This is a genomic window from Globicatella sanguinis NBRC 15551 (genome assembly GCF_001552295.1).
In the GTDB taxonomy this organism is placed as follows: Bacteria; Bacillota; Bacilli; order Lactobacillales; family Aerococcaceae; genus Globicatella; species Globicatella sanguinis.
Genome location: NZ_BCQX01000010.1, coordinates 1 through 25,332, shown reverse-complemented (window position 1 = coordinate 25,332; position 25,332 = coordinate 1). Strand labels below are relative to the sequence as shown.

The following is a 25,332-nucleotide window of genomic DNA, read 5'->3' as shown; positions in this document are numbered from 1 at the left end:
AGAAAGTGAAGTAAGGAGGTATTCAATGACAGAAGTCGTGATCGTTTCTGCCATCAGAACCCCAATTGGCAAGTTTGGTGGGGTTTTTAAAAATATAGACGCCGTTCAATTAGGGACCAAGCTAGTACAAACGGCTATTAACCAATTAAATTTACCGGTGGATGCAGTGGATGAAGTGATTATGGGAAATGTACTAGGTGCTGGCTTAGGACAAAACATTGCCCGTCAAATTGCCATCAAATCAGGATTATCAGAAACAACTAATGCTTATGTGGTGAATAAAGTATGTGGATCGGGATTAAAATCCGTTATTTTAGGTGCACAGTCCATTTTGTTAGGAGACAGTGAAATCGTCATTGCAGGGGGAACTGAAAATATGTCACAAGCCCCTTATTTAGATTTATCAGCGAGATGGGGAGGAAGAATCGGACATCGCCAATCCATCGATATGATGCTCAGTGATGGTTTAACCGATGCTTTTAGCCAAGAACACATGGGAATTACCGCTGAAAATATTGCTGAAAAATATCAAATTAGTCGCGAAAAACAAGATGAATTTGCGGTTTCAAGCCAACAAAAAGCGGCTAAGGCTATTGAGGCAGAGCGTTTTAAAGAAGAAATTGTCCCTATTTCAATTCCGCAAAGAAAAGGCGACCCAATCATTATTGCAACGGATGAAGGGGTCCGCCCAGATACGACCAAAGCGGACTTAGCAAAATTAAGCCCCGCTTTTAAAAAAGAGGGCAGTGTTACAGCTGGAAATGCTTCTGGATTGAATGACGGTGCAGCGATAGTCGTGATGATGTCGAAGGAAAAAGCTGAGCACTTAAACCTGACACCATTGGCAACCATTAAATCGTATGCTACGGCTGGAGTGGATCCAGACTATATGGGACTTGGTCCAATCCCCGCAACCGAAAAAGCTTTGCGTAAAGCTAATTTATCAGTAGAGGATTTGGAATTAGTTGAAGCCAATGAAGCCTTTGCTACTCAAGCCATTGCGGTAACTGATCAATTACAATTAAATCCAGAAATCGTGAATGTTAACGGTGGTGCCATCGCATTAGGACACCCAATCGGTGCGAGCGGAACGCGTGTTTTAGTAACTTTAATCCATGAAATGATGAAACGTGACGCTAAAAATGGTTTGGCTACCCTTTGTATCGGTGGTGGCCAAGGCATCTCGTTGATTGTCGGTCGATGAAATCAAAAATAGAGATTACATTGTTACAAGGCTAAAACGTTGGGATTCTCCAAGTGAATGGAATTACCTTCGAAATTTGGCAGTTGATGAGAGTATTTAAGAATAGTCTGTTCAATCTGCAATAGTTGGTGGAAGATGTTACTTCCCACTAGCTATCGTTGACCCCCAACACCTTGTAGCAATTGTGATGCTAATATGAATGACTCTAGCAACGCCTTAATTCGGTTTTGCTAGAGTTTTTCCTATTATTTAGATGAAGCTATCGTGCTAATTCTACCTTTCCTATAGGAGCAGGCATCGACAGGAATTTTATGGGAGAAAATGTTAGTGCCTAAAAATTTCCTACTTATATTTAATTAGAATATAAGAGAGGCTGGCAGGTGTCATTTACACAGCAATGCTAGCGACCAAACTTTAATCATTGATTGTTCTAAAATAATGATTGCACGAAATACCATTTTCAAGCAGTTCCTTTAAATATCACCATCAAATCGTATCATCAAACAGTATCATTCAGCAGCACTTTAAAAAAGTACTATCAAAAAGCACTATCAAGAAGCACTATCCAAAACCCATGATTTGAAAACGTAATCTTAAACTTTGTATTTGATTTTATTTTAAAAAATGTTTACTATTGAAAAGTAAAGAAAAGAAAGGGGAAGAAAAACAAGATGAAATATATTTTTAGTTATTTAAAAAAATATCCAAAACTGCTTGCATTGGATGGCCTTGGGGCTATTTTTTTTGTGGCGATAAACTTAGGTTTACCAACTATCCTTGCACGTATGATTGATGAAGGCATTTTGCCTAAGAATCAAGAAAGACTTTATTTTTGGGCTTTGATGATGTTTATCTTAATCATTGCCGGACTCTTCGGGCGCATCATCTTATCATATGCTTCTAGTAAATTAACGACCTTAATGATTAAGGAAATGCGTAATGATTTATTTGATAAAATTCAACAATATTCCCACCATGAATATGAACAAATCGGTGTTTCATCCTTAGTCACTCGTGTTTCAAGTGATGCCTTTGTATTAATGCAATTCGCCGATATGTCTTTAAGAATGGGTGTCGTTACCCCCTTAATGATGTTCTTTAGTATGGTGATGATTTTAATTACCAGTCCTTCATTAGCTTGGTTATTATTATTCGCGATTCCTATCATAGGTTATTCTATCTATTGGATTGCGGTTAAAACGCGTCCTTTATCGGAAAAACAACAAGCTACGTTAGATCGTGTTAATCAATATGCCAGAGAAAACTTAACGGGGCTACGAGTCATTCGTGCTTTCGCTCGTGAAGAATATCAAGAAGAGCGTTTTGAAACTCAAAATACAACTTATGCCGATACTTCTAAAAAACTTTTTAAATTATTAGGCTTAGCTCCAAGTTTATTTACCCATGTTTTAATTTGGATTATTGTCTTAATTATGTGGTTTGCCTTAAAACCGATTGAACAAGGCAGTTTACAAGTAGGGGATTTAGTAGCATTCATTGAATATGCCTTCCATGCCTTATTCTCCTTTATGCTATTCGCAAACTTATTTATGATGTACCCACGTACAGCTGTTTCAGCTAGTCGTCTACAAGAAATTTTAGACTTACCAATTTCGATTGATCCAAATCCAAATGGTATCACTGAGACTGAACAAAGAGGCTACTTAGAATTTGATAATGTAACCTTTGCATATCCTGGTGAAACTGAAAGTCCAGTCCTACATAATATTAGTTTCAAAACCAAACCGGGTGAAACCATTGCCTTTATTGGGAGTACCGGTAGCGGGAAATCGACACTCGTTCAGTTAATTCCACGTTTCTTTGATGTTAGTTTAGGAAGAATATTAGTAGATGGCGTTGATGTTCGCGATTATAATTTGAAAGCATTGCGTCAAAAAATTGGTTTCATACCGCAAAAAGCTTTATTATTTACGGGAACAATCGGTGAGAACTTACGTTATGGTAAATATAACGCGACTGATAAAGAATTAGAAAAAGCCAGTGATGTATCGCAAGCAAGTGACTTTATTAAACGAACTCAAGAGCGATTCCAAACACATCTTTCTGAAGGTGGTGTTAACCTTTCAGGAGGGCAAAAACAACGTCTTTCGATTGCTAGAGCGGTGGTGAAACAACCGGAAATCTTTATCTTTGATGATAGTTTTTCAGCTTTGGATTACCGTACTGATGCGGAATTAAGACGTCGCTTAAAAGAAGTTACGAAAGAATCAACCGTATTAATCGTTGCACAAAGAGTCGGCACGATTATGAATGCGGATCAAATCATTGTCTTAGATAAAGGGGAAATTGTCGGACGAGGCACTCACGAAGAATTATTAAAAACAAATCAGATTTATCGAGAAATTGCCAATTCGCAATTGAATCAACAGTCAATGACAGAAGAATAGAAAGGAGCGATATAAATGAAACAACGTAATGTCTTTTTAAGAGCGTGGGATTATTTGAAACACTATCGCTCTGCGGTATTTTTATCTTTATTTTATACAGTATTTGCAGCCATTATGAATGTGCTAGAACCTTATGTATTAGGTTTGATTATGACGGAGATTACTCAAAATGTCACAGAAATGATGCAAGGCGTTCCAGTTGCAGGGATTAACTATCGTTTTATCCTAATCTGGTTAGTCATTTACTTCTTTAGAGGGTTATTATGGCAAACAACCACTTATGGTTCTAACTACTATATTACGGAAGCAGTACAAGGAGCGATGCATGATATTCGTCGCGATTTAAATGCGAAATTAAATAAACTGCCCGTTTCGTATATTGATGGTCACTCATTTGGTGATTTATTAGGACGTTTAACGAATGACGTTGAGTCTGTATCCAATGCCTTACAACAAAGTGTTTTACAAATCATTAATGCGATTTTAAGTATTGTGCTTGTTATTGTGATGATGTTAATTTTAAATCCTTTATTAGGTACCATCATTTTTATTAGTATGCCTATTTCCTATTTTGTAGCGCAAGCAATTTTGAAAAAATCACAACCTTATTTCAAACGACAAGCTAAAATCTTAGGAGAAATGAATGGTTATATTCAAGAGAATTTCTCTGGCTTTAATGTCATTAAATTATATGGTCGTGAAGATAATGCACGTGAAGATTTTCAACGAATTACAGATGACTTAGAACAAACTGGTTTTAAAGCAAGTTTTATTTCTTCTTTAATGGTGCCTTTTGTCAGCGTAGTCTCTCATATTACTTATTTATTATTAGCCTTCTTTGGTGGGCAAATGGTAATGGCGGGTAAATTAACGATTGGTAACTTACAAGCTTTTGTACAATATGTATGGCAAGTTAACCAACCGATTCAAACGATTACCCAATTATCGGGTCCATTACAAAGTGCTAAAGCGGCCCTTGATCGTATTTTTGAAGTGTTAGATGAAGAGGAAGAAGTGTCAGAAGTCACTCAACATTTAACCAAACCTTTAACAGGGCATGTGCAATTCGACAATGTGTCCTTTGCATATAATCCAGAGCAGCCCTTAATTCAAAACTTCAATGTGGAAGTGCAACCCGGAGAAATGGTGGCGATTGTCGGGCCAACTGGTGCTGGTAAAACAACGATGATTAACTTGTTAATGAGATTCTATGATGTCACGAAGGGTTCTATCAAAGTAGATGGCATTGATATTCGCGATTTACCAAGACAAGAATATCGTCAACAATTCGGTATGGTTTTACAAGATGCTTGGTTATATGAAGCAACCATTAATGAAAACCTGCGCTTCGGTAATCTCGATGCGACCGATGAAGAAATTGTAGCAGCAGCTAAAGCAGCCAATGTCGATCATTTTATCCGTACTTTACCGGGTGGTTATCAAATGCTAATGAATCAAGAATCAAGTAATATTTCATTAGGACAAAAACAATTATTAACCATCGCCCGTGCGTTATTATCGAATCCAAAAATCTTGATTTTAGATGAAGCAACCAGTTCAGTCGATACACGTTTAGAGCAACTGATTCAAAAAGCGATGGCTCGTTTAATGAAAGGACGGACAAGTTTTGTTATTGCCCATCGACTTTCAACGATTCAAGAAGCTGACCGTATTTTAGTGATGAAGGATGGTCAAATTATTGAACAAGGGAACCATCAAAGTTTATTAGATCAAAAAGGATTTTATTACGAATTGTATCAAAGTCAATTTGCGAAATAAAGAAGGTCACTCTTGATTTAAAACTAGAGGTATGACTAGATAGCTTTTAAAAAGTTTATGTCTAACCTTCGTAACATATAGCGACAAAGCTATCAAATGAATTTCAAATACTTCGTGTATTGGAAGGATTTTGATAGCTTTTTTTATTGTTTGATGCCGGTCATTCGGGCGATTTTGTCCTTTTTTTATTGTTTGATGCCGGTCATTCGGGCGTTTTTGTCCTTTTTTTACGACTGATGCCAGTGTGTTGGTCTGGTAGCATCATAGCGTTTTGATAAGCTAATACTAGTTAGTTTGTCGGATTTTGTTCATTTTTTATGACTGATGCCAGTGCGTTGGTGGGAGAACATGATAGTTTTTTGATCATCTAATGTACGTGAGTTTACCCGGAACGTGATAGCTTTAATGAACGCCTAAGGCTAGTCAGTCGAACTGGATTTTGATATGATAAATTTACATTGAGACAATTAATTTTTATCGAGGGAGACTATTATATGAAAACATACCAAAAATTTATCTTAGGTGGCTTAAGTAGTTTAGGAGCACTTGGATTAGCTGCTTGGACTTATAAAAAAGTCGATTTAGCACAACGACTACCATTAGGTACCTATCGGATTCAACCGACTATGAGAGATTTAATTAACAGTCAAAATAGTCGTCAAAAACTACAGTGGCAGACTGATAATGGCACGTTTAGAGGATGGGAAGATGAAACGGTTCTGCGCGTACAAGGAATTCGTTATGCCATTTCAGAACGTTACGGCGCTCCTGAATTGTATAACTATCCTGAAGGGATCTTTGATATGATGACACCCGCTCCTTTAAGTGTACAAAATCGTTCGGGATTTGAGGAGTTCTATGGTGGAGTCCAATATGATGCGATTCCTCAAGATGAATTTGGACAGTATTTATCCATTACATTGCCAAAAGATATTCAACCAAATGAGAAACTGCCAGTGTTAGTATGGATTCATGGTGGTGGTTATGGAAATGGAGGTATCGATATAAAATCTTATGACCCGCAATTACTAGTATCGGAACATCGTATAATTGTGGTGAGTATTAGTTATCGTCTGGGCGTTTTAGGTTATTTAAGAGACCGTGACGGACATTTCGCTAATTTAGGATTATTAGACCAAATAGAAGCTTTAAAATGGATTCATCGTAACATAGGCTATTTTGGTGGCGATAACCAACAAGTGACGCTTTACGGCGAATCGGCTGGTGCCAATGCAGTCCAATATTTAATGATTGCACAAGGAACACAAGAACTGTTCCAAAAAGTAATAATCGCCAGTTCACCTTTTGCGACGATGGATGATCGTAATGAAATGAATTGTCAAATGTTAGCAGCTTATAACCAATTGCCAATCGACGCGACGCTTGAAGAAATACTAGCGAAACAAGATCAAATGATAGCCAATATAGACGAAGAAGGTTATGCCAAAAACATGTTCTTTGCACCACATTATGGCGTTTATCCATTACCAACGAAGGAAGAGGCTGAAGCTGCTTGGACAAAAGCTACGCAACGCTTAGATGTGTTAATTGGGGCCACAACACGTGAAGCGGCGGCTTTTATTGGCGAAGATAGTTATTTAAAATTAGCGGGCAGTTTACCTGGCATTAAACGCTTGATCGAACAGAAATTAAAAACATTGTCACACGATATTTTTATAGACGGTGCGGAATCTTTTGCGCAACGTTATGCCAATTCGCAAAGAGCGATGTATTATTATTTAATGCATTGGGGAGAAGGACATCTCTTAGGAGCTAGCCATACGATTGATTTGAGTTTAGCTTTTGGCAATAATCACCCGCAATCGCCAATTCTTTTAGGGATGACCAAAGAAGCTGTTGATTATTATGGACGTCAATTCCGTGGGGTATTAGCTGATTTTATTAAAAGTGGTGCAATAGATGTTGATGAAATTCCCGATGTCATGACGATTGAACATTTAGGTAAATAATTAATGCGTTCCAGTGCGTAACAAAAAACCTAGCAGTGAAGGATAATCCGGACCTGATTTCAATGAGAAGTTCAGCCTTGACTATCAGTTGTCTGCTAGGTTAAATTTGTTGGCATTTTATTCGGGATCAATGAATGGCAAATAAAAGCTGTGTGGAAAGTATTCACTGGTTATAAAAATGCCAAAGGTTTATAAAAGTAATACGTATAATTAAATAGTTTGAGAGTGGCTTAATTGTTGAATGGCCATCTCAATATCGTTGGATGCGCTAATTTCAGAAATAACGCAAATCGCATCAGGATTCATTTTTTGAACTTGTGCGACATTATCTAAGTGTATGCCCCCAATCGCAAAAACTGGAAAATCAGGATTGACGGCTTGTAATTGGCTGAATAATTCAGGACCAATGGCCGGGCGGACATTTACTTTTGATTGTGTAGTAAAAATCGGTCCACAGCCAACATAATCGGCACCGTCATCAATCGCTTGTTGCACTTGTTCGACAGTGTGAGCAGACACGCCTAATAGCATATTATCACCAATTAAGTCGCGTACTTTTTGTGCTTGTGGATCTGTTTGACCGATATGTAAGCCATCAGCTTGAAGTTGAATGGCCATTTCAACATCATCATTAATGAAAAAAATGACATTGTATTGTTGACAGATAGCTTGTGCTTTTTGTGCTAGCTCCAATCGCTCTATATCCGTTAGAATGGACCCATCTTTATCACGGAATTGAAAATAACGAATGCCATGTTGGCAAGCTTCTGTTAGCACGGCCATAAACTTTTCAATTTGTGCAGCTTTTTCTAATTGTGGAAATTGTTGCGTACCTAAAATAAAATAAATAGGGAAAGCGTCTTGTTGTGGCGCTTTTTTTAATGTACTCCATTGACATCTATTCATGAATCGTGACCTCTTTCAATGCGGCTTGTGGATCTTTTGCATAAGCCCAATGGTTGGTTGGGCCATGACCGTGTCCGATACCGAGCGTGTGACTAATGGCAGCGTGAATATAGGCTTTTGCATGATAGACTGCTTCTTCAACCGATAATCCTTTTGCTAAAAATGCCGTAATAGCCGCTGAGAAAGTACAGCCAGTACCATGGGTATGCGGTGTCTCAATACGAGGACTGGTTAAGGTGAAGGTCTTGCCTTGTTGATTGAGGAAATAATCTTCAGCTAAATTATCTTTTGAATAACGATGACCGCCTTTAATGACGACTGCTTCGACACCGAAGGTTAATAATTTTTCAGCTGCTTGTTGGCGTTCTTGGTCATTAGTAATCGCAATGCCCGATAAAACTTCCGCCTCTGGAATATTAGGAGTAATTACTTTTCCTAATGGTAATAACTGTGTGCGTAAAGTATTTTGAGCTTCTTCTAATAATAAAGAGGCACCACCTTTCGCAATCATCACCGGATCGATCACTAAGCGCGTTTGCAGTTTGTTTTGTTTAATGGCTTCAGCCACTGTTTGAATCACTTGACTATCATGTAACATACCGGTTTTGACGGCTTGAATTTCGAAGTCACTCGCGACATGATTAATTTGGCCACTAATAATCTCTAAATCCATTGGTTGAATGCCGTGAACCCCTAAAGTGTTTTGCACCGTTACGGCCGTTAAAGCAGAAGTACCAAAGGTTTCTAAAGACATAAAAGTTTTTAAATCCGCTTGAATTCCAGCACCACCGCCACTATCTGAGCCGGCAATGGTCATGACCACTGGATAATGTGTATTAGTCATTACTTGACATCCTTTCTTGTTTAATAATTAGGTTTGTTAATTCGTTATCATATGTTTTTTTATCATTTGCTTTGACCGAGTGTTCATATAATTGGTTTAATAAATGAATCGGTAAATCACCAGGTCCGGTAGTCAATTGAACGGCACGGCCTCCGCACCAAGCATAAAATCCGGTCGCTAAAGTGGCTGCCGTTAAATAGTCAGCAGGCGTAGGTGCTTGACTGATAAAAGCAGCGACGATGGTTGTTGCGACACAACCAGTGCCGGTCACATAACCGAGTAAAGCATCGCCATATTGATGGGCATAGACAACCGTTTGATTAGCGATATAATCAGTTTTGCCAGTGGCCACCACCACTGTTTGATAAAGGTTGGCTACTTTTAGTAAATGATCGGTCATTTCACCTTCAGGATGACCACCATCCACGCCTTTACCATTACTTTTCGCTCCAGCTAAGGCAGCAATTTCGGAATAATTACCGCAAACAGCGGCGATATCGTATTCACTTAATAAATGTTCAACATAGGCAAGCCGATTGGAAAGTGCCGCTACCCCTACCGGATCGATGATGACCGGAATTTGTTTGTCATTAGCCGCTTTTATGGAAAGCTCAATCGCCTCCATTTTATCTTGATTAAATGGGGAGCCGATATTAATGACAATCGCTTGAGATTGAGCCGATACTAAGGGACTGGCGTCCGGTTCATCGGTCATAATCGGTGAAGCACCAATGGCTAATAGGGCATTGGCCTGGAAATTGGTGGTCACTTTATTAGTTAAACAATTGATTAAAGGGTTTTGTTTGACGATTTGCTCGAGATAAAACGTCATTTGCTCGTTCATAACTTATCCAACTTTCTATTATAAAAGACAGGAGGGGGTAGCTAATTTGAAAACCACTGATTTTCTGATTGCTACTGACCCTCCATTCATCTTGATTATTTACTTAAATCTTCCACTAACTCTTCAGCTGTTAATTCTTTAGCAATTGAACCTTTATCAGCTAAGAACTTCGCAAAGGCTACATAGTCATCAACAACTAAGTTACCAAAGTCACCTTTATTTACCATGTAATGTTGTAATAATGCCCAAGATTGAATTTCGATTTCTTTGTCTAATACATAAGCATTATCTTCATTTTCAAAAATCGTTTCAATCGCTGCTTCAGGATCTTCTAATGCTTTATCAAACCCTTTTTTCAATGCACGCATAAACGCTTGTAGTTCAGGTTTTTTGGCTTCGATGGTGTCATTGCCCGCTACGAAGATTAATTCATCGGAATCTGGCACTCCAAACTCTGTGAAGTCAAAGTAATCCACGTCATAACCTTCTTTTTGTAACATTAATAATTCGTGATTAGTATAAGCGCCAATTAATGCATCGACTTTATCTGTTGCTAAAGCAGGAATTAAGTCCCATCCAACATTAACCATTTGCGCTTTGTCATAACTTGCACCGTCATGTTCCATCATCGCTTCAATAATATTTTCAGAAATAGTGGTCGCTGAGTAACCTACTTTTTTACCTTCTAAATCTTTTGGAGTCGTAATACCAGACTCTTTTTTGTACATGACAGCATCTAAACGTTGTTGCACTAATGAACCGATGGCTTTCGCTGGAATACCTTCAGCTACTGCTTGCATTAATACCGCTGGATAACTCACCGCAATATCCGTTTGACCAGCACCGGCTAATTTAATTGGATCATCTGCTTCAGCAGGCATATTAATCGTTAAGTTTAATCCTTCTTCTTCAAAATAACCTTCTTTAATCGCCACATAGATTGGAACATGGTTCGCATTTGGATACCAGTCTAACATTAAGGATAAATCCATCTTTTCTTCGGCTTGCACTGATTGTGGCATCCATGGTAACACCGTTAAGGCCATTAATAAAGTTAAGCATCTGACAACTAATTTTTTCATTTTTATTTCCTCTTTTCTGTATATAAATATTTTAATGAACGATTTTCTAATAATCCGACGAGGTTAAATAATAGAATACCAATTAAGGATAGCACTAAAATACCGGCAAACACGCCTTCAGATTTAATACTACTGGACATTCGACGAATATAATAACCTAACCCTTCAGAGCCACCGAGCCATTCTCCAATGACCGCCCCGATTAAAGAATAGACAACGGACATTTTTAAACCCGAGTAGATAGACGGTAGCGCGAATTTCCATTGTAATTGGCTAAACATTAGCCATTTTGAAGCACCCATCACTCTGAATAATTCGAGATACTCTTCATCCGTTCGTTTTAAGCCATCGAAGACACTCACCACGACGGGGAAAAAGGTAATCAAAAAGATAATCGCTACTTTGGTCCATAAACTATAACCAAACCACAGTACAAAGATGGGGGACAAGGCGATGGTCGGGATCGTTTGCGAAATCAGGACAAAAGGATAAAATGCCCGCTCGATAAAATCAGAATAATAGAGTAGAATACCAATCAATAAACCAAGTCCGATTGAAAAGGCTACGCCTACGATGACTTCTAATAAAGTTGCTTGAGTGTGCGTCCATAGTTGTGGGGCTTGGATAAAGATGGTTTTAATCACATCACTTGGTCTCGGAATGATAAACTTTGGTACCCATTCACTAGCAACCGCCCATTCGATAATGACTAATAGAACAGCTGAAACAGATAGGAAAGGCCAGTAACGTTGAATTAACTGTCGTAGTTTATTCATGGATGGCCACCTCCAAAGCTTTTTTATACTCAATAAATTGAGCATGATAACGAATGTCTTTCGGTCGTGGACGTGGCAAATCAATGTGCCACTCTTTGATTTGGGTATCGTCGCCATTATGCCAGTTTTGTAATAAAAAGACTCGATTACTTAAAAGCACTGCTTCATCAATATTATGCGTAATAAAAACAATCGTTTTATTTAATTCTTGCCACAGTGATAATAACCATTGTTGCATTTCATATTGCGTAAAACTGTCTAAGGCTCCAAAAGGTTCATCGAGCAGTAGTACTGGCTTATTGGCCAGAATGGTCCGTACGAAAGCGGCGCGCTGACGCATTCCACCTGATAGATCTTTCGGTAGAGCATAGGCATACTCTTTTAAACCCGCCTTATCGAGCCATTCTAACGCTTTTTCTTTTGAAACAGGATGTTGCTTATCAAGTTTGCCACTTAATCTAACATTTTCTAAAATGGTCGCCCAAGGAAGTAATAAATCTTTTTGTGGCATATAACCAACATCACCTAATTGAATCGGTCGTCCATCAAATAGAATTTGACCTGCATCCGGTTGAAATTGCGTAGTCAGTAATTTAAATAGCGTACTCTTACCACTGCCGCTTTTACCGATTAGCGAAATAAATTCACCTTTAGGAAAGTTGAGGTTGACATTTTGTAATGTCTTCTCGCCTTTAAAGTCGGGGTAGGTAAATGAGACGTTTTTTATTTCAATCATCCAAAACTCCTTTCTATCCATTTGCTCAAAAAAAAGACCCGTTTCTAAGAAACCGGCCCAAAGCATACTGAGTCTTGACTGATCAAAATGTGTACAGTAAAACAAAATTGTAAACATCCCTACGGTAGTACTAACTACATCAGGTCAAGGGTCAAGGAACATTTCAGAAACCTACTCTCAGCGCATTGGCTCCCCTAGTTTAAAATAAATGGATTCAATTGTTAAAAGAGACCCTTTGATTTCACAAAGAAACTCTATCTGTCTATTAGAATAAATCAAGTAATAGTTAATGTCAAGCAGATAAGTTGAACAAAGGATTGAATTCATGACTTATAAAAAAGTAATATAAGCAAGGTGCTGTGTGCTACTTGTATTAAAAGGTTAAGGCTGCTGTTTCCAATGAATCAAATTAGGATGATTCATTACGACGTCCGATTGACCACTGACCAAAATAAGAGTGGAAACTACGATGACCTATTGACCAGAAAGGCGATGGGGATAGAATATCGATTATGTTTATCTTTGATTAATTACCAGTAGTAAGGGAGTGGGCCAGTAGTAGAAAATTAGATGATTTTCACTTCGTCTGCCTATTCCTGCACAGTTGAGGCTAGACTAGAAGTAGAAAACCAAGTGATATTTTCTTCTGCCTACTTCCACTCAACCATTGCGTTTATAATGAGTGAGAAATAACGCTGTTGATTATAAAGTTTATCACTAACCTCATTACGATGCAGGTTGAGACCGATCGCCCCTGCGCTTTTTATTACCGCGCAATAACTTGACTGCATTTATCAAGTTTTGGTTCAACCCCGTATTTAATAAAGATGACTCCCCCTTTACAATCCAACATTAATTTGCTAGTCTATTAGTGACACTAGGGGAGCATGAAAATGCTGAGAGAGAAATTGACCCTTTGAACCTGATTCAGTTAATACTGACGTAGGGAAGTGTGCCTAATTTAATCAGCTAGTTTAATTTTTGTTAGACTGCATCCGATTTAATGCGCACACTTTATTTTTAAAGGTGGGTATTTTTTTGTTCCTAAAATATAAGGAGGAATAGCGTCATGACAAAATTTACTAAGCGTGTGTATCCAAAAGTTGAATCGATTTGGGCATCATATTTAGAACACCCATTTGTAAAAGGATTGGGAGAAGGTACGCTGGCTAAAGAGAAGTTTCAACGTTGGTTAACGCAAGACTATGTTTATTTAGTGGAATATTCAAAATTAATGGCTTTAGGCGTGGCCAAGTCAACTGATTTATCGATGATGCGTAGTTTTTCAAAAGCATTATTTGGGACCTTAGAGATGGAAATGGAGTTACATCGTCAATTTTCAGCTCAATTTGGAATTAGTGAAGCAGAATTATTACAAACAAAAATGTGGCCAACCAATACAGCCTATACTTCTTATATGTTGAATCATGCCCAAGCAGGCGGAGCAGAATATGCGGTAACGGCCTTATTAACTTGTGCTTGGTCATACGCTTATGTCGGCGAAGCCTTAGCAAAAGTAAGTCCTGAAAATAATCCTTATCAACAATGGATCGATATGTATGCAGGAGAAGAATTCCAAACTTTAGCAACTGATATGAAAAATTTAATGGACGAAATGGCGAAAGATTTACCAGAAGCAACCTTAGAACGTCTAGAAGAAATCATTATTAAAACGTCTTACTATGAATATCAATTCTGGACGATGTGCTATGACGGTGAAGATTGGGAAACCCAATACGAAAAATAACAATTCATAATGAGAGGGAATGATTCAAATAATTACACATAAACAAACTCAAAAACTAATGATTTTATCACTGATGATTGCCTTAGACGTGGTGTTATCACCAATTTTACGAATTGAAGGGATGGCACCGATGTCGAGTGTAATTAATATTATTGCAGCCAGTTTTATGAGCCCTTTATATACCTTTTTAATGGCTTTAATCTGTGGTATTATTCGTATGTTAATGATGGGGATTCCGCCATTAGCCTTAACTGGTGCTGTTTTTGGAGCATTATTTGCAGGATTAGGTTATTGGAAGACACGTAATTTCTGGGCGGCAGCGCTAGGTGAATTTATCGGAACGGGTGTCGTAGGATCATTATTAAGTTACCCGGTTATGGTTTGGTTTACCGGGGTCAAAACGGATTTACACTGGTTGATTTATACACCCCGTTTTATGGGAGCTTGTGTAATGGGAGCGATAGCAGCTTTTGTCTTGTATGAAAGACTTAACAAATTATCAGCTTTTCATCGTATGCAACAATTGTTCCTGACAGATAATGAGCGTGTTTTAAGTAGCCAAAATGGTCGTTAACTTTTTCAATATGAAAAATCTTATATAACATCAGGTTAATTTTGCGAGAGTAGGCAAATAGTGAAAATTCTTTAATTTTTACTATCGAGGCCTACTCTTTTTTGTGGGAACAAGGGCACAATATGATGCGACCACTATTCAATTGAGTGAGTCCTACTCTTTTTTGTAAGAAACTAGCTAGTTTGCGGGCATTAGGCTGGATGTTTACCTATATTAGAAAACAAGGTTTGTTTAATGGAATGACCAGTTGACCTCATTTGCCAAGGCGTGTTAAAGATATTTTATTGAACAAATTATTATCGAAGCTGTTTTAACGAAAAAACAAAAAATAATTTCACCTTAACATACACTTTCGGCTAGAGGGGCACTCTAGATTAATAGATAGAATCATTATGAACCGCCTTCATCGGATAAAACTACTTAAATTACGCTCTTAGCAATTGACTAGAATGTTTTTTTCTTTTATTATGAATAGTTGAAAGTAGTAACGAGGAGGGCTTATTAATGGCACAATTCTTTTTCAAATATGGGGCGATGAATAGTGGAAAATCACTTGAAATTATTAAAGTAGCTCATAATTATGAAGAACAAAATAAACAGGTGGAAATTTTTACGAGCGCTCTAGATACTAGAACTTCCGTAGGAACAGTCGCGAGTCGGACTGGCTATCAGCGTCAAGCGATTCCGATTACGGACGACATGGATTTATTTGAAAGTATTAAAGCATTAGGACACCGCTATTGTATTTTAGTCGATGAAGCGCAATTTTTAAACAAGGAACACGTGCTACAATTAGCTCGAGTCGTAGATGAGTTAGATATTCCAGTGATGGCATTTGGATTAAAAAATGATTTTACAAATGAACTTTTCGAAGGTTCGAAGTATTTATTATTATATGCTGATAAAATTGAAGAGATTAAAACCATTTGTTGGTTCTGTCATAAAAAAGCCATGATGAACTTACGCTTTGTTGACGGCGAACCCGTTTACGAAGGGGAACAAATTCAAATTGGCGGTAATGAATCATATTTACCTGTCTGCCGAAAATGTTATTTCCAACCAGGAGAGTTAAAATAGAAGGGGAATTTTATGTTTGAACAATTAGATACACTAATTTTTCGTTTTGAAGAAATATTAGAATTATTAAGTGACCCATCGGTCATTGCCGATACCAATCGTTTGCGTGAATTAACAATTGAAGAAAGTGATTTACGTCCAAAAGTTGAAAAAATCCGTCGCTATAAGCAAGTAGAACAAGAATTAGCGGATACCGAAGAAATGTTAAATGAAGGCCTTGATGCAGAAATGGCCGAAATGGCTAAAATGGAATTAGCGGAATTAAAAGAAGAACGTGAAAGCTTACAAGAAGAAATTAAAATTATGATGTTACCAGAAGATCCAAATGATGGCAAAAACATCATCATGGAAATTCGTGGTGCCGCTGGTGGTGACGAAGCGCAATTATTCGCTGGCGACTTACTAAATATGTACACCAAATATGCCGATAGCCAAGGATGGAATGTGGAAGTCTTGGATGCAAATATTACCGGTATCGGTGGTTATAAAGAAGTATCCATTATGATTTCTGGTCATAAAGTATATAGTAAATTAAAATTCGAAAATGGTGCTCACCGTGTCCAACGTGTCCCAGAAACGGAATCACAAGGACGAGTTCATACTTCTACGGCTACAGTCGTGGTCATGCCTGAAGTTGAAGATATTGATTTCGAATTAAATGAAAATGATATTCGGGTGGATATTTATCATGCCTCAGGTGCGGGTGGACAGCACGTTAACAAAACAGCTTCAGCTGTACGTTTAACGCATATCCCTACTAATACTGTAGTAGCGATGCAAGATGAACGTTCACAATTGAAAAACCGTGAAAAAGCGATGAAAGTATTGCGTGCTCGCGTCTTTGACCAAATACAATCAGAAGCTCAATCTGAAATTGATGCTTCTCGTAAGTTAGCAGTCGGAACAGGGGATCGTTCTGAACGTATTCGTACTTATAATTTCCCGCAAAACAGGGTGACGGATCACCGTATTGGTTTAACCATCCAACAATTAGATTCAATCTTAAATGGGAAATTAGACGAAATTATCGATAGCTTAGTCATGTATGACCAAACTCAAAAATTGGAGGAATTCAATGGTCCTAAGCTCTAAAATGACTTTAGCTGAAGCTCTCCATAGGGCTTCAGTTTTTTTGCAAGAAAACGGCATTAACGACAGTCCGATTAAAGATTATTGGCAACGAACATTTGATTGGAATTATACTCAATTGATTTTAAACTTAAAAATGCCGATTAATGATCAACAAGCGATGCGCTTTAACGAAGTGTTAAAACGATTAGCCCAACATGAACCTATTCAGTATATTATAGGAAAAGCTGATTTTGTTGGTGAAACATACTACGTAACGCCCGACACCTTAATTCCACGAGAGGACACTTACGGTTTAATTGAAATGGGATGTGATTTTTTAAAGAGACATCCACAAGCTAAAGTGCTTGATATTGGAACGGGGAGTGGCATCATAGCGATTGAATTAGCTAAACAATTAGCGCCAAACCAAGTAACAGCGGTTGATATTTCGCCAGCAGCTTTGGCAGTAGCCCAGAAAAATGGTCAGCATCATCAAGTGCAAGTAGAGTGGCTTGAAAGTGATTTAATGTCTGCTTTAACAGGACGTCAATTTGATTTAATTGTCTCCAATCCACCTTATATTGCTGAAGATGAGTTAGCTTTAATGGATGAATCGGTTAAACGCTTTGAGCCCGCGACAGCACTTTTTGCTGAGCAACAAGGTCTCGCTATTTATCAGCGGCTAGCCGAAACATTGCCATCGTTCTTATCAGTCAATGGTCAAATCTTGTTAGAAATAGGCTTTAAACAAGCTAGCGCTGTCCAAGTAATTTTTCAAAAGACATTTCATAATGCTATTATAAGTGTTCATCAAGATTTAAACGGTTTAGATCGCTATATTAAAATCGATACTCAGGAGGGGTGAAGCAATGGAAACCAAAATTTATCAAAAAGAACAAATAAATGAAGCAGCCGCCCAATTAAAAGCCGGGCATTTAGTGGCTTTCCCAACGGAAACTGTCTTTGGTTTGGGAGCCATGGCGACCAACGAAGCCGCTGTTAGCAGTGTCTTTACTACCAAAGGTCGTCCGCAAGACAATCCCTTAATTGTGCATGTGAGTAGCATTGAACAAGTGGCAGAATATGTGGCAGAAGTGCCTGAAATTGCGGCACAATTAATGAAGCAATTTTGGCCGGGCCCCTTGACGATTATTTTCCCACAAAAACCCGGTGTATTAGCCCCAAGTGTAACCCCCGGACAAGAAACCGTCGCTGTCAGAATGCCTGACAATCCAGAAGCTTTAGCCCTAATCAAGGCTACAGGTATTCCATTAGTCGGACCCAGTGCTAATAAATCAGGTAAACCAAGTCCAACTGCCGTGGAACATGTTTATCATGACTTTCAAGGAGAAATTGCAGGCATAGTCGAACCAAGCGAAAAGTTATTAGCTGTGGGTGTTGAATCGACGGTCGTCTTGCCACGAGCAGGGGTCATCAACATTTTACGTCCAGGTGCGATTACGAAAGAAGATTTAAGAGCGTTAGGTTATCAAGTCGAAGAAAAAACAGCGGAAGAACAGTTAAAAGATACGAGCGTTTTGTCCCCTGGAGTTAAATACACGCATTATAGCCCTAAACAACCGGTTCATGTTTTAATATCAGATGATTCACAGCAATTCTTACAATATATTCAAGATTTAGAACAACCAGTAGCCTTATTAGCAGATGAATCCGTCCTTCAAGTGCTTAGTAATGACTCACAGATAGTGGCTACTCATTCTTATGGCGCAAAAGGGGATTTAGTCTCAGCTACCCAACAATTATATGCCGGCTTAAGAGCCCTAGAACAAACAAGCGCACAGGTTATTGTCGCACAGGGCTTCCCAGACTCACCAGCCAGTCATGCGATGATGAATCGTTTGAGAAAAGCAGCTGATTTGACTCAAACTTTTTTATAAAATGATGAAATGATAAGTGGCATCGACTTTAATCTATGTTATAATATGTTGAAGAAACGGGGGTATGCAAATGATGAAAGATAGTATCGTTTTTGACTTAATTAATAAAGAAGCCAATCGCCAAAAAAATGGCATTGAATTGATAGCATCAGAAAATTTTGTTTCCGATGAAGTGTTAAAAGCACAAGGCAGTATTTTAACCAATAAGTATGCAGAAGGTTATCCAGGCCGTCGCTATTATGGTGGCTGTGAATATATTGATCAACTAGAACAACTAGCGATTGATCGTGTGAAAAAATTATTTGGCGCTGACTTTGCTAATGTGCAACCACATTCAGGTTCATCAGCCAACTTAGCGGTGTATCGTGCTTTCTTAGAACCGGGTGACCGCGTATTAGGAATGGATTTAGCCCAAGGTGGACATTTAACCCATGGATCACCGGTTAACTTTAGTGGCCAATCTTACGAAATGTATAGCTATGGTGTCGACGAAACCGGTTATATTGATTATGATGCTTTAGAAAAGAAAGCTGAAGAATGCCAACCAAAAATGATTATTGCAGGTGCTAGTGCATACTCAAGAGCAATTGATTTTGAACGGATCGGTCAAATTGCCAAAAAAGTAGGTGCGATTTATTTTGTAGACATGGCGCATATTGCCGGACTGATAGCCGCAGGCTTACATCAAAATCCAGTACCTTATGCGGATGTGGTCACCAGTACCACCCATAAAACATTACGTGGACCACGTGGGGGAATTATTTTAGGCAAAGCAGAACATGAAAAAGCAATTAACTCAGCTATTTTCCCAGGAACTCAAGGTGGACCATTAGAACATGTGATTGCGGCTAAGGCAGTCGCTTTCGGTGAAGCCTTAGATCCATCATTTAAAGAATATGCCGCACAAGTGATTAAAAATACGGAAGCAATGGCAAAAGTATTCAGTCAAAGCGAATTGAATGTCATCTCAGGTGGCACGGATAATCACCTCTTCTTAGTAGATGTGACGCCATTAGGGATTACTGGTAAATGGGCCCAAGAACGTTTAGATAAAGTGGGCATCACGGTTAATAAAAACTCAATTCCAAATGATACTAAATCATTTGTTCAAACAAGTGGTATCCGTATTGGTGCCGCAGCTATTACGACTCGTGGCGCAAAAGAAGCAGACGCAATTCAAATTGCAGAAATGATGCTAGCAGCATTAAAAGCCGATGAATCAGAATTAGCAACATTACATGAGCAGGTCATTGAGTTTGTTAAAGATTGGCCGATGTTTGCTTGGGCATAAAAAGTATATAAGCAAAAATTAAGGAGGAATTATTTTGGCAAAATTTCAAGTAGTAGATCATCCACTCATTCAACATAAATTAACAATTATTCGTGATAAAAATACTTCAACGAAACAATTTCGTGAGGTGACCAATGAAATCGCGATGTTAATGGCGTATGAAATTACCCGTGATTTACCATTAGAAGACGTAGAAATCGAAACCCCATTAGTAAAATCAGTTCAAAAACAAATTGCTGGTAAAAAATTAGCAATTATCCCGATCTTACGTGCTGGTTTAGGAATGGTGGACGGCATGGTAGACTTAATTCCAGCCGCTAGAATTGGTCATATTGGTTTATACCGTGATGAAGATACTTTAGAAGCAGTCGAATATTTTGCTAAATTCCCTCAAGATATTAGTGAACGTCGTCTATTTGTTGTTGACCCAATGTTAGCAACCGGTAGTTCAGCGATTGCTGCCTTAGATTTATTAACGAGCAAATACAATGTGCAACCAGAAAATATTACCTTCGTCTGTTTAGTTTCTGCTCCAGAAGGTGTTAAAGCCTTCCAAGAAGCTTACCCAGATGTGGACTTATATACGGCTGCCTTAGATGAACGCTTAAACGAGCATGGTTATATCTTACCAGGTTTAGGTGATGCTGGGGATAGAATCTTTGGTACCAAATAATAAATATTAAAAACCTTGTCAGGTGCAATGTGAAAACCCACAGTTAGCTTGGTCTCTAACTAAAAATTTTGGGTGTTCACTTTATAAATTGCACTGAACAAGGTTTTTCTTTTTGAAAATAATAGCAAAAACGAATGGGTCAATCTATAGGGAAATCTTGCGTCTATGTTCGCATTGAAGAATGCTGTTCCAAAGTAGCTAAACGCTAATAGCATTTTAAGGTTATGCCACATGATGACGCACATTAGAGAAGCGACTAGGCATCCAACTTAATGGTGATGAGCAGTGAAGAAAATAAAAAAAGTGCGAGTAGGCAAGAAGTCGACAATCGGATGATTCTCGCTTCGTCAGCCTACTTCCACATAATTTAAAATCTCTCAACCACTGCACTATCAATAAGATGAAACCAAATGGAAATAGCCGTGTTTCCTAAGCCTCACTTTTTAAATCATTTAGCTGAGAAATGTGCTTAATCTTCTGGTAAGATAAAACCTTCCGGTTCTTTATTTTGTAAAATATTTTCTGCCCATGCATGATTAATAATGCGGAAATGACCTTTAGTATCTTGTTTCAAAGCACGTTTAAATTTATCGCGAATGAAAGTCAGTAATCGTTCATGGCAATCGACCATCAGTTGGTTAGTATCCGTTACATATAAAAACTTTGGTTGACCTTCTTGATTAATGAAGAAGTAACGATTTTTCACTTGAGCAGTAGGATTTTCTTTGGCGAATAAGCCATCGGTTAACATTTTAACCATCTCAATTTCAGTATCTTTAAAACCATAATCAAAAATTTGCACTTTTTCCATTAAATCAGCCATATTTAACATAATACGCATTTCATAATCATCAACTGAAACGGGAAAACTATTAATTAAATCATTTAATTGTGCTTGAATCGCTTCACGTTGTTCATTATATTGCGGTGCAACATGGAACAGTAGTTTTTTGTCTGGGTCATGATATAAGAACTGAGATGAAATATGACGCTTAGCGCCACAATGTTCGCATTCAAATAATAATAAAGTACCGTCTAATAATTTTTCTTTTAAATCAGGGTTTAAACGGGTGTTAATGGCGATATCGAATTGTCTTTCTATTTCATGATGACAAACGGGACATTTAAATTTCATTTTTGGTGCCATAAACTCTCTCCTTTTTTCTAAGTTAATATCATTATAACAGAAATTAGTTAATACCTAAACGATTTTAAAAAAATTGATAGAATACTAGCTTTTAGAAACAATCTGCTATATGATATAATGGTAAACGTGAAAGTATTTTCAAAACAGAGGTGATAATGGATGGAGATAATCGTGATTCATAGTTCTCGTTACGGTTCGACTGAAAAATATGCAATTGAAATTTCAAAAAAATTACGCTGCCCTGTGGTGGATAGTGCTCAAGTTTCAGTAGAAGACTTGGCTAGTTATGACATTATTATCTTAGGTTCTTGCTTATTGGAAGGTCAATTATCTGACGCAACCATATATGAACAATGGGTTAAACAATATCCCGATAAACATTGGGCTTTATTTACAGTGGGATTATCCAATCCTAAGTTAACCGACTTTAAAGATATATTAGACAATAACTTTGAAGATGCAACCATTGAGAAGGTCGAATTCTTCCATTATCGTGGAGCGATTCAATTTAAACGCTTACTGTTAATGGAGAGTCTGGTATCAAAAGTAAAACAAAAGCGCTTGGCATCGATTGATCATGTACCATTAGATGATGACAATGAAAGATTACTGCGTAAATATGGTACGACTTATGATTTTACAGATAAAGAAAATACTATTTTATTAATTGATTGGGCACATAAAATCTTAAGAAATGAAAAGGAGCTTGAGGAATGAATCCAAAGGAATTAGTCGGACGCAAGGCAGCTGAATATGTTCAAGATGGGATGGTAGTAGGCTTAGGAACAGGATCAACCGCCTACTGGTTTGTTGATGAAGTGGGACAAAGAGTTAAAAACGGTGAATTGCCAAATATTGTGGGCGTTCCTACTTCCAAACAAACCGAAATACAAGCACGAGAATTGGGTATTCCACTAGCACAATTGGATGAAGTTAATTCCATTGATTTATTAGTGGATGGTGCAGATGAATGTTTACCTTCGATGTCAGGCATTAAAGGTGGCGGTGGTGCTCACTTAATCGAGAAAATCGTCGCTGAAAATAGTCATGAAATTATTTGGATAGTAACAGAAGAAAAGGTCGTCGATTATTTAGGTACCTTTCCTTTACCAGTAGAAGTGATTCAAACAGGCAGTTGGAATATTTTTAGAGCCTTTGAAAATGCTGGCATGAACCCATCTTTCCGTAAAAAGGGTAAAGATTCATTATTTGTGACCGACTCAGGTAACTATATCATTGATTTACACTTAGGTAGAATCGATCAACCACAACAAGTTGCCCACGAGTTAAAATCGATGGTAGGGGTTGTGGAACATGGATTATTCATTAACTATCCGAATCGTATTTTAGTAGCCAAAAACGATGGGACGGTTGAAGTGATTGAAGGTCAACAATAAGATTTAGTGGTAGATTTAAAAGTATTAGGAGCTGTCAATGAAGCCTAGTACAACTAGATAAGTTGAAAATAAGGACGTGAATAAAATGAGAATGGTTGAATTAATTGAAAAGAAACAAGCAGGACAAGCTTTAACAGAAGCTGAAATTCGCTTTATTATTGAAGGTTTTACTGATGGACGTATCCCTGATTACCAAATGAGTGCCTTTGCGATGGCTATTTATTTTAAAGGCATGACCGAGGAAGAAGCCAGTTACTTAACAATGGCCATGGCTGAAAGTGGCGACCAAATTGATTTGTCAGCCATTGAAGGGGTCAAAGTCGATAAACATTCTACCGGGGGTGTCGGCGATACTACGACCTTGGTTTTAGCACCATTAGTCGCTTCATGTGGCGTACCAGTAGCAAAAATGAGTGGACGTGGATTAGGACATACAGGTGGAACCGTCGATAAATTCGAAGCTATTGAAGGCTTTCGTTATGAAATTCCAATCGAAGAATTTATTGACTTGGTCAATCAACATAAAGTAGCCGTTGTCGGACAATCAGGGAATTTAACGCCAGCGGATAAAAAATTATATGCTTTACGTGATGTGACCGGTACCGTTCAATCGATTCCCTTAATTGCCAGTTCCATCATGAGTAAAAAGATTGCGGCAGGTGCCGATGCGATTGTTTTGGACGTAAAAGTCGGTGAAGGGGCCTTTATGAAGACGGTTGAAGAAGCAGAAAAATTGGCTCGAACCATGGTAAAAATCGGGAACCAAGTCGGTCGTAAAACTTTAGCTGTTATCTCGAATATGAATGAACCATTGGGGTATGCGATTGGAAATGCCTTAGAAGTGGAAGAAGCGATTCAAACCTTAAAAGGACAAGGACCGGCTGATTTACTAGAATTATGTTTAGTTTTAGGGGCGCAAATGTTGATGGCGGCTAATAAAGTATCAACATTAGAAGAAGGTAAAGAGATGTTACAAACTCAAATTGAGAATGGACAGGCTTTAGCAACCTTTAAACAATTTATCAAACATCAAGGTGGCAATGAAAAGATTGCTGACGATGTCACCTTATTACCACAAGCCCAATATAAGATTGATTTGCCAGCTTTAACAGACGGTGTGGTAAGTAATTGGGTCGCGAATAAAGTGGGCGAAGCGGCAATGGTTTTAGGTGCGGGTCGTGAAACGAAAGAAGATACGATTGATCCAGCTGTTGGCTTAATTCTACATAAAAAAGTAGGCGACAAAGTACAAAAAGGCGATGCCTTATTAACGATTTATAGTAATAGAGAAGACGTTGAAGAAGTTAAACAACGTTTGTATGATGCGGTAACGATTAGTGATTCTGCTAAAAAAGAACCGCTCATCTACGAAGTGATAACCGAAGCTTAATAAATAATCAATGCTGAAAGACTAGGGAGAAGTCTTTCAGCTTTTTTTATGTGGTGAAAGTTGAGGTTCAGGATGTTTCTATATAAATTGATTCTTTAATGAATAGGGGATAGGATTTGCTAAAGAGATGATTGGAGTTCGATTAGAAAAGGACTGTATTTTTTAGTCTTAAACCCAAAATATTTGTCAGACCTGTTCATTTTGGATAGGTTTTTAGACTTTTTCAAAAACAAAATTTTTTTTATCGAAAAACGGGCGATTTTTAATCAAGATTGAGCTAAAATGTGTTCATTTTGAACAGGTATTAATAATAGATTACAAAAGGTTGTGGAGAGTAGTAACGAGAGGTTGGATATTAACATTTAAACTTGATTCATTCATGGTGCAGTATTTGAGTGGCCCAGACTTTTCGATGCTAGACAAATGAAGCGAACTAAAGATGATTTTCTAGATCTAGTCCACTTCAAAGTTCGTTTGAAAGATTATTCTTTAGGCGAGAGAATGATAAAATAAAAAGG

22 protein-coding genes and 2 riboswitches are annotated in these 25,332 nt (G+C 38.0%); of the genes, 15 read left to right on the top strand and 7 right to left on the bottom strand.

Features of this window, described 5'->3' with window-relative positions:
• Positions 1-25 precede the first annotated feature (25 nt).
• The 4 genes from GSA01S_RS01615 to GSA01S_RS01600 all read left to right on the top strand — a co-directional run bounded on the left by GSA01S_RS01615 (position 26) and on the right by GSA01S_RS01600 (position 7,361).
• Positions 26-1,204: an acetyl-CoA C-acetyltransferase gene (locus tag GSA01S_RS01615; RefSeq protein ID WP_066124191.1), complete on the top strand. Its 1,179-nt coding sequence runs from the start codon at positions 26-28 to the stop codon at positions 1,202-1,204.
• Positions 1,205-1,875: 671 nt separating this feature from the next.
• Positions 1,876-3,612, top strand: a complete 1,737-nt coding sequence (locus tag GSA01S_RS01610) for an ABC transporter ATP-binding protein (RefSeq protein WP_066124189.1) — start codon at positions 1,876-1,878, stop codon at positions 3,610-3,612.
• Positions 3,613-3,627: 15 nt separating this feature from the next.
• Positions 3,628-5,391, top strand: a complete 1,764-nt coding sequence (locus tag GSA01S_RS01605) for an ABC transporter ATP-binding protein (RefSeq protein ID WP_066124187.1) — start codon at positions 3,628-3,630, stop codon at positions 5,389-5,391.
• A gap of 494 nt (positions 5,392-5,885) precedes the next feature.
• Complete coding sequence (locus GSA01S_RS01600; RefSeq protein WP_066124184.1) at positions 5,886-7,361, top strand: carboxylesterase family protein; 1,476 nt, start codon at positions 5,886-5,888, stop codon at positions 7,359-7,361.
• 210 nt (positions 7,362-7,571) lie between these two features.
• On the opposite strand, the gene thiE is transcribed toward GSA01S_RS01600, so the two are convergent.
• From thiE to GSA01S_RS01570, 6 genes are all read right to left on the bottom strand, one after another.
• Complete coding sequence (thiE, locus tag GSA01S_RS01595) at positions 7,572-8,267, bottom strand: thiamine phosphate synthase (protein WP_066124182.1); 696 nt, start codon at positions 8,265-8,267, stop codon at positions 7,572-7,574.
• A complete protein-coding gene (thiD, locus tag GSA01S_RS01590) occupies positions 8,260-9,111 on the bottom strand; it encodes a bifunctional hydroxymethylpyrimidine kinase/phosphomethylpyrimidine kinase (protein WP_101813274.1) in 852 nt (283 codons plus the stop codon). The genes thiE and thiD overlap by 8 nt, the downstream gene beginning before the upstream one ends.
• The gene (gene thiM / locus GSA01S_RS01585; RefSeq protein ID WP_066124180.1) at positions 9,104-9,955 is read right to left on the bottom strand and encodes a hydroxyethylthiazole kinase; all 852 of its coding nucleotides are present in this window, start codon (positions 9,953-9,955) and stop codon (positions 9,104-9,106) included. Before thiM ends, thiD begins: the two co-directional genes overlap by 8 nt.
• Before the next feature lie 95 nt (positions 9,956-10,050).
• Entirely contained in the window at positions 10,051-11,037 is a 987-nt protein-coding gene (locus GSA01S_RS01580; RefSeq protein ID WP_066124177.1) for an ABC transporter substrate-binding protein, read from the bottom strand.
• A 2-nt stretch (positions 11,038-11,039) separates the two neighbouring features.
• Positions 11,040-11,813 (bottom strand): ABC transporter permease, encoded by a 774-nt coding sequence (locus tag GSA01S_RS01575; RefSeq protein ID WP_066124175.1) that lies wholly within the window; start codon positions 11,811-11,813, stop codon positions 11,040-11,042.
• On the bottom strand, positions 11,806-12,549 hold the full coding sequence (locus GSA01S_RS01570) for an ABC transporter ATP-binding protein (protein WP_066124172.1): 744 nt from the start codon (positions 12,547-12,549) through the stop codon (positions 11,806-11,808). Before GSA01S_RS01570 ends, GSA01S_RS01575 begins: the two co-directional genes overlap by 8 nt.
• A gap of 99 nt (positions 12,550-12,648) precedes the next feature.
• A riboswitch (TPP riboswitch) is annotated at positions 12,649-12,755 on the bottom strand.
• Positions 12,756-13,418: 663 nt separating this feature from the next.
• Positions 13,419-13,515: riboswitch (TPP riboswitch) on the top strand.
• A 103-nt stretch (positions 13,516-13,618) separates the two neighbouring features.
• Between GSA01S_RS01570 and tenA the strand changes: the two genes are divergently transcribed.
• The 8 genes from tenA to upp all read left to right on the top strand — a co-directional run bounded on the left by tenA (position 13,619) and on the right by upp (position 20,880).
• Positions 13,619-14,296 (top strand): thiaminase II, encoded by a 678-nt coding sequence (tenA, locus tag GSA01S_RS01565; protein ID WP_066124170.1) that lies wholly within the window; start codon positions 13,619-13,621, stop codon positions 14,294-14,296.
• 31 nt (positions 14,297-14,327) lie between these two features.
• Positions 14,328-14,870 carry an energy coupling factor transporter S component ThiW gene (gene thiW, locus GSA01S_RS01560; RefSeq protein WP_373276898.1) on the top strand — a complete coding sequence of 181 codons (543 nt, stop codon included), beginning with the start codon at positions 14,328-14,330 and terminating at the stop codon, positions 14,868-14,870.
• 504 nt (positions 14,871-15,374) lie between these two features.
• Positions 15,375-15,947, top strand: a complete 573-nt coding sequence (locus GSA01S_RS01555; protein ID WP_066124166.1) for a thymidine kinase — start codon at positions 15,375-15,377, stop codon at positions 15,945-15,947.
• Between the two features lie 12 nt (positions 15,948-15,959).
• Positions 15,960-17,039, top strand: a complete 1,080-nt coding sequence (gene prfA, locus GSA01S_RS01550) for a peptide chain release factor 1 (protein ID WP_066124165.1) — start codon at positions 15,960-15,962, stop codon at positions 17,037-17,039.
• Positions 17,023-17,883, top strand: a complete 861-nt coding sequence (gene prmC, locus GSA01S_RS01545) for a peptide chain release factor N(5)-glutamine methyltransferase (protein ID WP_066124163.1) — start codon at positions 17,023-17,025, stop codon at positions 17,881-17,883. Before prfA ends, prmC begins: the two co-directional genes overlap by 17 nt.
• Before the next feature lie 4 nt (positions 17,884-17,887).
• Complete coding sequence (locus GSA01S_RS01540) at positions 17,888-18,916, top strand: L-threonylcarbamoyladenylate synthase (protein ID WP_066124160.1); 1,029 nt, start codon at positions 17,888-17,890, stop codon at positions 18,914-18,916.
• Between the two features lie 64 nt (positions 18,917-18,980).
• The gene (glyA, locus tag GSA01S_RS01535; RefSeq protein ID WP_066124158.1) at positions 18,981-20,207 is read left to right on the top strand and encodes a serine hydroxymethyltransferase; all 1,227 of its coding nucleotides are present in this window, start codon (positions 18,981-18,983) and stop codon (positions 20,205-20,207) included.
• A 34-nt stretch (positions 20,208-20,241) separates the two neighbouring features.
• On the top strand, positions 20,242-20,880 hold the full coding sequence (gene upp / locus GSA01S_RS01530; RefSeq protein ID WP_066124156.1) for a uracil phosphoribosyltransferase: 639 nt from the start codon (positions 20,242-20,244) through the stop codon (positions 20,878-20,880).
• Between the two features lie 469 nt (positions 20,881-21,349).
• On the opposite strand, the gene GSA01S_RS01525 is transcribed toward upp, so the two are convergent.
• On the bottom strand, positions 21,350-22,027 hold the full coding sequence (locus tag GSA01S_RS01525; protein ID WP_066124153.1) for a CpXC domain-containing protein: 678 nt from the start codon (positions 22,025-22,027) through the stop codon (positions 21,350-21,352).
• Between the two features lie 159 nt (positions 22,028-22,186).
• Between GSA01S_RS01525 and GSA01S_RS01520 the strand changes: the two genes are divergently transcribed.
• From GSA01S_RS01520 to GSA01S_RS01510, 3 genes are all read left to right on the top strand, one after another.
• Positions 22,187-22,744 carry a flavodoxin domain-containing protein gene (locus GSA01S_RS01520; protein ID WP_066124151.1) on the top strand — a complete coding sequence of 186 codons (558 nt, stop codon included), beginning with the start codon at positions 22,187-22,189 and terminating at the stop codon, positions 22,742-22,744.
• A complete protein-coding gene (gene rpiA, locus GSA01S_RS01515) occupies positions 22,741-23,424 on the top strand; it encodes a ribose-5-phosphate isomerase RpiA (RefSeq protein WP_066124148.1) in 684 nt (227 codons plus the stop codon). Before GSA01S_RS01520 ends, rpiA begins: the two co-directional genes overlap by 4 nt.
• An 85-nt stretch (positions 23,425-23,509) precedes the next feature.
• On the top strand, positions 23,510-24,814 hold the full coding sequence (locus GSA01S_RS01510; RefSeq protein WP_066124146.1) for a pyrimidine-nucleoside phosphorylase: 1,305 nt from the start codon (positions 23,510-23,512) through the stop codon (positions 24,812-24,814).
• Positions 24,815-25,332: the final 518 nt, after the last annotated feature.